Here is a 6,739-nt window from a genome sequence, read left to right on the forward strand (position 1 = left end):
CTCGCCCTGAGCGGAGGGCCTGACCTGAGCGGAGGGCCTGCGGATCGCGGGATCGCCGCATGAGCCGCGCGGCGGATGTAGCCGGCGCCGATGCGCCGTCGCCGTCCGGCCTCTTACCCGTGTCCAGACTTCGTCTCGCCTTCACCGCCACGGACCACGTCAGCCTCGCCTACCAGGCGAACGGGATTCCGGTGATCCGGGAGATCGTGATCGCCAACGACACGGAGGCCGATCTCGTCGATCTCCGGCTGCGCGTCGAGAGCCAGCCACCCGTGGTCAGTCCGCTGACGCTGCGCATCGAGCGGGTGGCTGCGGGTTCGAGCCATCGGGTCGAGACGCCGGACCTGCACCTCGATGCCAGCCTCCTCGCCGCCTGCACCGAGGCCGGCCCCCTCGCCCTGACGATGATCCTGGAGGATGCGGAGGGCGAGCGGGGGCGGGCGGGCGCCGAGATCCGTCTGCTGCCACCCGCGCACTGGGGCGGCGCCCGGAATGCGCCCGAACTTCTCGCCGCCTTCGTCCGGCCCGGCGATCCGGCCGTCGACGCCGTCCTGCGCGATGCCGCCAGGAAGCTCGGCGCGGCCGGCCGCCAGACTGCGCTGGACGGCTACGGCAGCGGCGGCAAGGTCCGGGCCTGGGACCTCGCCGGGGCGCTCTGGGCCGCCCTGGCCGACCATCGCCTCGCATCCATCCTGCCCCCGGCGCGCTTTGAGCAGGCCGGACAGACGGTGCGCGCTCCCGGCGAGGTGATCGAGGGCCGAGCCGGCACCTGCCTCGACCTCTCCCTGCTCTACACCGCCTGCCTGGAGCAGGCCGGCCTGAACCCAGTGCTGGTGCTGACCGCCGGCCACGCCTTCGTCGGCCTGTGGCTCCAGGACGAGACCTTCGCGAGCGCGACGGTCGACGACCGGCAGCAGCTGCGCAAGCTTCGCGATCTGCAGGACCTGATCCTCGTCGAGACGACGCTGCTGACGCACGATCCACCGACGGCCTTCCGGACCGCGGTGGATCACGGTGCCGGGCTGGTGGAGGACAGCGCTGCGGGGGGCCTCGACGTCGCCCTCGATATCCGCCGCTGCCGCCGGCGCGGCATCTGCCCGATGGATCTCGGCGGCGGGGGCGGGGAGGCCGCACCCGGTCCGGTCGAACCGCTGGACCAGGCCCTCTCGGACGCCCCCGCCTTCGACAGGGTAGAGACCCCGCATGTCGACGCGGCGCCGGAGACCGCGGTCGGACGCCTGGAGCGCTGGAAGCGCAAGCTCCTGGACCTGTCGCTGCGCAACAAGCTCCTGAACTTCAAGCCCGGCAAGGGCGCCATCGTCCTCGAGGGTATCGAGCCCGGTGCCTTGGAGGACGGCCTGGCGGCCGGACACGCATTCCGGCTGATGCCGGTCTCCGACGGGCCGGTCGGGTCCGAAGGCGCCCTGGCCCGGAAAGAGATCCCCACCACCGCGACGGAGGCCGATCTCGACGGCCGCCTGCTCGATCTCTATCGCCTCGCCCGCGGCGGCTTCGAGGAGGGCGGAGCCAACATCCTGTTCCTGGCGATCGGGTTCCTGTCCTGGACCCGCAAGGCGGGCGAGGCCACCCACCGGGCGCCGCTGCTGCTGATCCCGGTCACCCTCCGGCGCGCCAGCGCCCGCGCCGGCTTCCGCCTGACGCTGCACGACGACGAGGTGCGGATCAACCCGACCCTGCTTGAGATGCTGCGCCAGGATTTCCGGCTGCGGATGCCGGATCTGGAAGGCGACCTGCCCCGCGACGCGTCCGGAATCGACGTGGACGCGATCGTCCGAAGCGTCCGGGGCCACACGCGCGACCTGCGCGGCTGGGAGGTGGTGCCCGACATGGTGCTGGCGACCTTCTCCTTCACCAAGCACCTGATGTGGAAGGATCTCATCGACCAAGCCGGCCGCCTCACGCGCAACCCGGTGGTGCGCCACCTTCTCGAGACGCCCAAGCACGCCTACGGCGAGGGCGCCCCCTTCCCCGATCCGTCGCAGCTCGATCGGGACCATCCGCCCGAGACCGTCTTCGCACCGCTCTCGGCGGATTCCTCGCAGCTCTCCGCCGTCCTGGCGGCGGCCGGCGGCAAGGACTTCGTCCTGTTCGGGCCGCCCGGCACCGGAAAGAGCCAGACCATCGCCAACATGATCGCCCAGTGCCTGGCGCAGGGACGCACGGTGCTGTTCGTCTCGCAGAAGACGGCTGCCCTCGAGGTGGTGCAGCGGCGCCTGCAGGAGATCGGACTCGGCGATTACTGCCTGGAGGTGCATGCCACCAAAGCCCAGAAATCGGCGGTGCTCGGGCAGTTGCGCCGGGCCTGGCACGCGCGCGCCGCGCCTGAGCAGGCCGAATGGCCGGGCGCCACGCGCGCCCTCGCGAGCCTGCGCGCCGAGCTGAACGGCCTCGTGCAGGCCCTGCATCGGCGGCGGGAGAACGGGTTGACGGCCTACGAGGCCTTCGGACGCGTCATCGCGGCGGGGCCCGACGTGGAGCACTTCGTCCTCGCCTGGCCCGACCACCGGACCCACGAGCCGGACACCCTCGTGGCCCTGCGGGCGGCCTGCCGGGACTTGCGCCCCGTCCTGGCCTCGGTGGGGTCCCCGGCCGACCATCCGCTGCAAGGCGTCAGGGCGACCGAATGGTCGCCGGTCTGGCGCGACGGCCTGGGCGCCGAGATCGCCGCCGCCGTCGAGTCCCTGACGGCCCTGCGCGCGAGCGGCCAGGCCTTCGCCGCGGCGGTCGGACTCTCGGCCTTCCCGTCGACCGAGGCGGAGATCCGCGACCTCCTGGATCTCGGCAACGCCCTGATACGTCCCGAGGCCGCCTGCGGAGGCACCTTCCTGGCGGATAGCGCCGGCGACCTGCGCCGCGCGGTGGCGGCGCGCGACCGCTTCCAGGCGACCCGGGCCGCGCTCCGCGGCCGGCTCACCGGCGCGTACCGGCCCGGCCTCCTCGACCAGGACCTGTCCGGGCTCCTCGCCGAATGGATCGCGGCGCGCGGCGCGAACTTCTTCGTTCGGGGCGGGCGCATGAGAAAGGTCCTGCTTCAGGTTCAGCCCTATGCCGACGGCGCATTGCCGGAGGATCTGGGGCCGGACCTCGCCGGCCTGATCGAACTCGCTCGGCACGGCCAGGCCGCCCGGCCCGAGGAGGAGACCCTCGGCCAGCTGGGCCCGCCCTGGAGTGACCCGGAGGGGCCCGCCCGCGACTTCGGGCCGGCCATCGCCTGGGCCGAGACCGTGGCGCAACTCCTGCCCCTCCTCGGGTGGTCGAGTCTTGGCCCCGATGGCCTGCGCGACCACGTCGTCCGGCTCGTCACCCAGTCGTCCCGGAGCCGGGAGGCGGGCGGTCCCCTTGCGCAGGCCTACGCCGCCTTCGCGCAGGATCACACCCGGACACGCGCCGCGATGACGGCGTTGTCCCACCGAGCCGGGTCGGTCAATCCCGAGACGCTCCCGGCCGCGCAGGCGGACTGGATCGGCGCCAATCTCGCGCTGGCCCGCCGCTGGGCCTCCGGTCTCGGACGCGCCCCGGGCTGGTGTGCCTGGCAGGGGGCCGCCCAGGCGGCGCGCGACCTCGGCCTCGGCCCCCTGATCGAAGCCCTGGAGGCAGGCCGGATCAACCCAGCCCGAGCCGAGGCGGCCTTCGAGATCGCCTATGCCCGCTGGTGGATCGATCGCGTCGTCGGCGACGACCCGGTCCTGCGCGGCTTCCTGCCCGAGCGCCATGAGGACGCGATCGCGCGGTTCCACGCCGCGGATGCCCAAGTCGGCGACCTCGCCCGGCAGGTCGTCCGCGCCCGCCTGGGGAGCGGTATCCCGGGTCCGACGGCCTTCGGGAACGACCCCGAATGGGGCACGCTCTCGCACGAGCTGACCAAGAAGCGGGCACAGATTCCCCTGCGCAAGCTATTCGGCACGATGCCGAACGCCCTCGCGCGGCTCACGCCCTGCGTGATGATGAGCCCGCTGTCGATCGCCCAGTACCTGCCCCCCGATGGGGCGTCGTTCGACGTCGTCATCTTCGACGAGGCCTCGCAGATCGCCCCCTGGGACGCCATCGGGGCGATGGCGCGGGGCAGGCAGGTGGTGATCGTCGGCGATCCCGAGCAGCTGCCGCCGACCAGCGTGGGCGACCGCGCCATCGACGACATGGAAGATGGCGGCGAGATCGCGGACCAGGAATCGATCCTCGATGCGTGCCTCGCGGCCAACCTCCCGCGGCGGACCCTCGACTGGCATTACCGCAGCCGCCACGAGAGCCTGATCGCCTTCTCGAATGCCCGCTACTACGGCGGCCGCCTCGTCACGTTTCCCTCGCCGGTGACCGAGGACCGGGCGGTGCGCCTGACCTTCGTCCCGGACGGCGTCTACGAGCGCGGAACCGGCCGCGTGAACCGCCCCGAGGCCCAGGCCGTCGTCGCCGACATCGTGCGCCGCCTGCGCGATCCGGATTTCGCGCGGGCGCGGCGCTCCCTCGGCATCGTCACCTTCAACGGCGAGCAGCAGCGGCTGATCGAGAACCTGCTGGACGCAGAGCGGCGATCCGACCCGGAGTTGGAGCCGTACTTCGATCGCGACCGCTGGCACGAGCCCGTCTTCGTGAAGAATCTCGAAACCGTGCAGGGCGACGAGCGCGACGTCATCCTGTTCTCGGTCGCGGTCGGCCCCGACCCGGGCGGCCGAACGGTGAGCACGGTGTCGTCCCTCAACAAGGATGGCGGACACCGCCGCCTGAACGTCGCCATCACGCGGGCCCGGCAGGAGCTCGTGGTCTTCGCCTCGATCCGGCCCGAGCAGATCGACCTCGGCCGCACCAGGGCCCGCGGGGTGCGCGACTTCAAGCACTTCCTCGAATTTGCCGACCGGGGCGCGCGGGCCCTCGCCGAGGCCTGTGCGCCCACCGGCGGAGCGGTCGAATCGCCGTTCGAGGCCGCCGTCCTGACGGGGCTGCGGGCCCAGGGCTGGACCGTGCACGTGCAGATCGGAGTCTCGGGCTTCCGGATCGATCTCGGCATCGTCCACCCCGATGCGCCGGGACGCTACCTCGCCGGCATCGAGTGCGACGGCGCCACCTATCATCGCTCCGCGACGGCCCGCGACCGTGACCGCCTGCGCGAGCACGTGCTGACCGATCTCGGCTGGCGCATCCGGCGGGTCTGGAGCACCGCCTGGTGGGCCGACGCAGCCGGAGCCCTCGCCGAACTCGACCGGCGCCTGCGAGAAGACCTGGAGACCGACCGCGCCAAGGCCGCCGAAGCCACGGCAGCGAGCGATCCGCGCGACGCACCCGCGCCCGATGCCCCCATCCTGACGGAACCCGCGGATCAAGCGACCGCCGCGGCGATGTCGGGTGTCCCGAGCCCGACACCCCTTGCGGAGCCGGACGACGCGATGACGGCCCAACGACGCGACGCCGGGCTTCCCTCCGCCTGCGCACCGCCGCCGATTTCGACGACGCCGCCCGATCCGGCCTACCGTCTCGCGGATCCGTCCGATATCGGCCTCGCCCTGGAGCCGGAGCGCTTCTACGACACGGCCTATCGCCCGGTCCTGGCGGCCCTGGTTGCGCACGTGGTCACCGTGGAGGGGCCGATCTACGAGGACGTGCTGCTCCGACGCGTGGCCCGGGCCCACGGCCTGCAGCGGGTGGGACCCCTCATCCGCGAGACGATCCTCGATCAGGTTCCCGTCTCGGTAGCCCGCAGTGACGATGACGGCCGCGTCATCCTCTGGCCACCCCACGCCGAACCGCGGGCGCGTCATCCCTACCGGGTGGCACCCGCCGGGCTGCGCAGCCACGCCGACACGCCGATGCCGGAGCTCGTCGATCTCGCCGGGTCGGTGGCCCCGGGTACGTCCGAGCCCGAGGGCACGCGGCTGATGGGCCAGGCGATCGGGCTGTCGCGGGTCGAGGCGGCGACCCGGGTCCGGTTCGCGCGCGCGCGCGAACGCGCCGGAGAGGCGGGCCTGCCCCATGGCGGGCCACCCGAAGCCTGAAAGGGCTATCGCCCCGAACGCCACCCGCCTCATCTGTCCGGTGAAGTTCACGGAGAACACGGAGTGCGTGGCGCGGCGCGAATTCGCGCGCCGGCCGCCTGGCCTCAGGCATGCGCATTCTGCCGAATCGGTAGGCGCGGACGCGGCGGAACGCGCTCGTCGGCCGCGGCCGGGCCCGACAGCCAGTCAAACACCTCGGACCCTTCGCCAGCATCGGGACGTCGCGTCCGCCCACGCTCGAAACGCGCCTCCACCAATGTTCGACCTTGGTCCACCTGTCCCGGGGACAGATTGTGGGCCCGGATCCTGCCCTTGCCCGCCTATGCCACGGGGTTTATATCGCATCGCAACAAAAAGATCCTGCTGTGATCCGAGAGCATGTTCCTTTGTTCTATCAAGCAACCATCGAACTGAGCCTGACGCGCGATCCTATAGTTAGACAACTTACTTTTATGGCTGCGAGACAACCGTTAATTGTCGCACAAACCGCAGCGCGAAAGGGCGAGCAACGCCGGCCGTCGCGGAGAAAACGTCGATTTTCCAACTCGCGAATAATTGGCTTGGTTTCTGCTTCATTAGGAGAGATAGACGTGCACCGGAGCGAAATGGGACGAACCTGTCCCGCTTCGTTCCAGGGCCACGGGCTTATGGGAATCAATGTCTGCTTATCCTGAGGGCACTGTCACGATGGACACCACTTCTGCTCGGAAGGGCCTTCCCGTGAGCGCCACCTC

The 6,739-nt window shown here is 71.4% G+C and carries 1 protein-coding gene; it reads left to right on the forward strand.

The window, feature by feature from the left end; genetic code table 11:
- Window positions 1-119: 119 nt before the first annotated feature.
- Window positions 120-6,005, forward strand: coding sequence for a DUF3320 domain-containing protein (locus tag ASF58_RS15885; RefSeq protein WP_244477361.1), 5,886 nt, complete (start codon window positions 120-122; stop codon window positions 6,003-6,005).
- The last annotated feature ends 734 nt before the right edge of the window (window positions 6,006-6,739 follow it).

The organism is Methylobacterium sp. Leaf125, assembly GCF_001423085.1.
GTDB lineage: Bacteria > Pseudomonadota > Alphaproteobacteria > Rhizobiales > Beijerinckiaceae > Methylobacterium.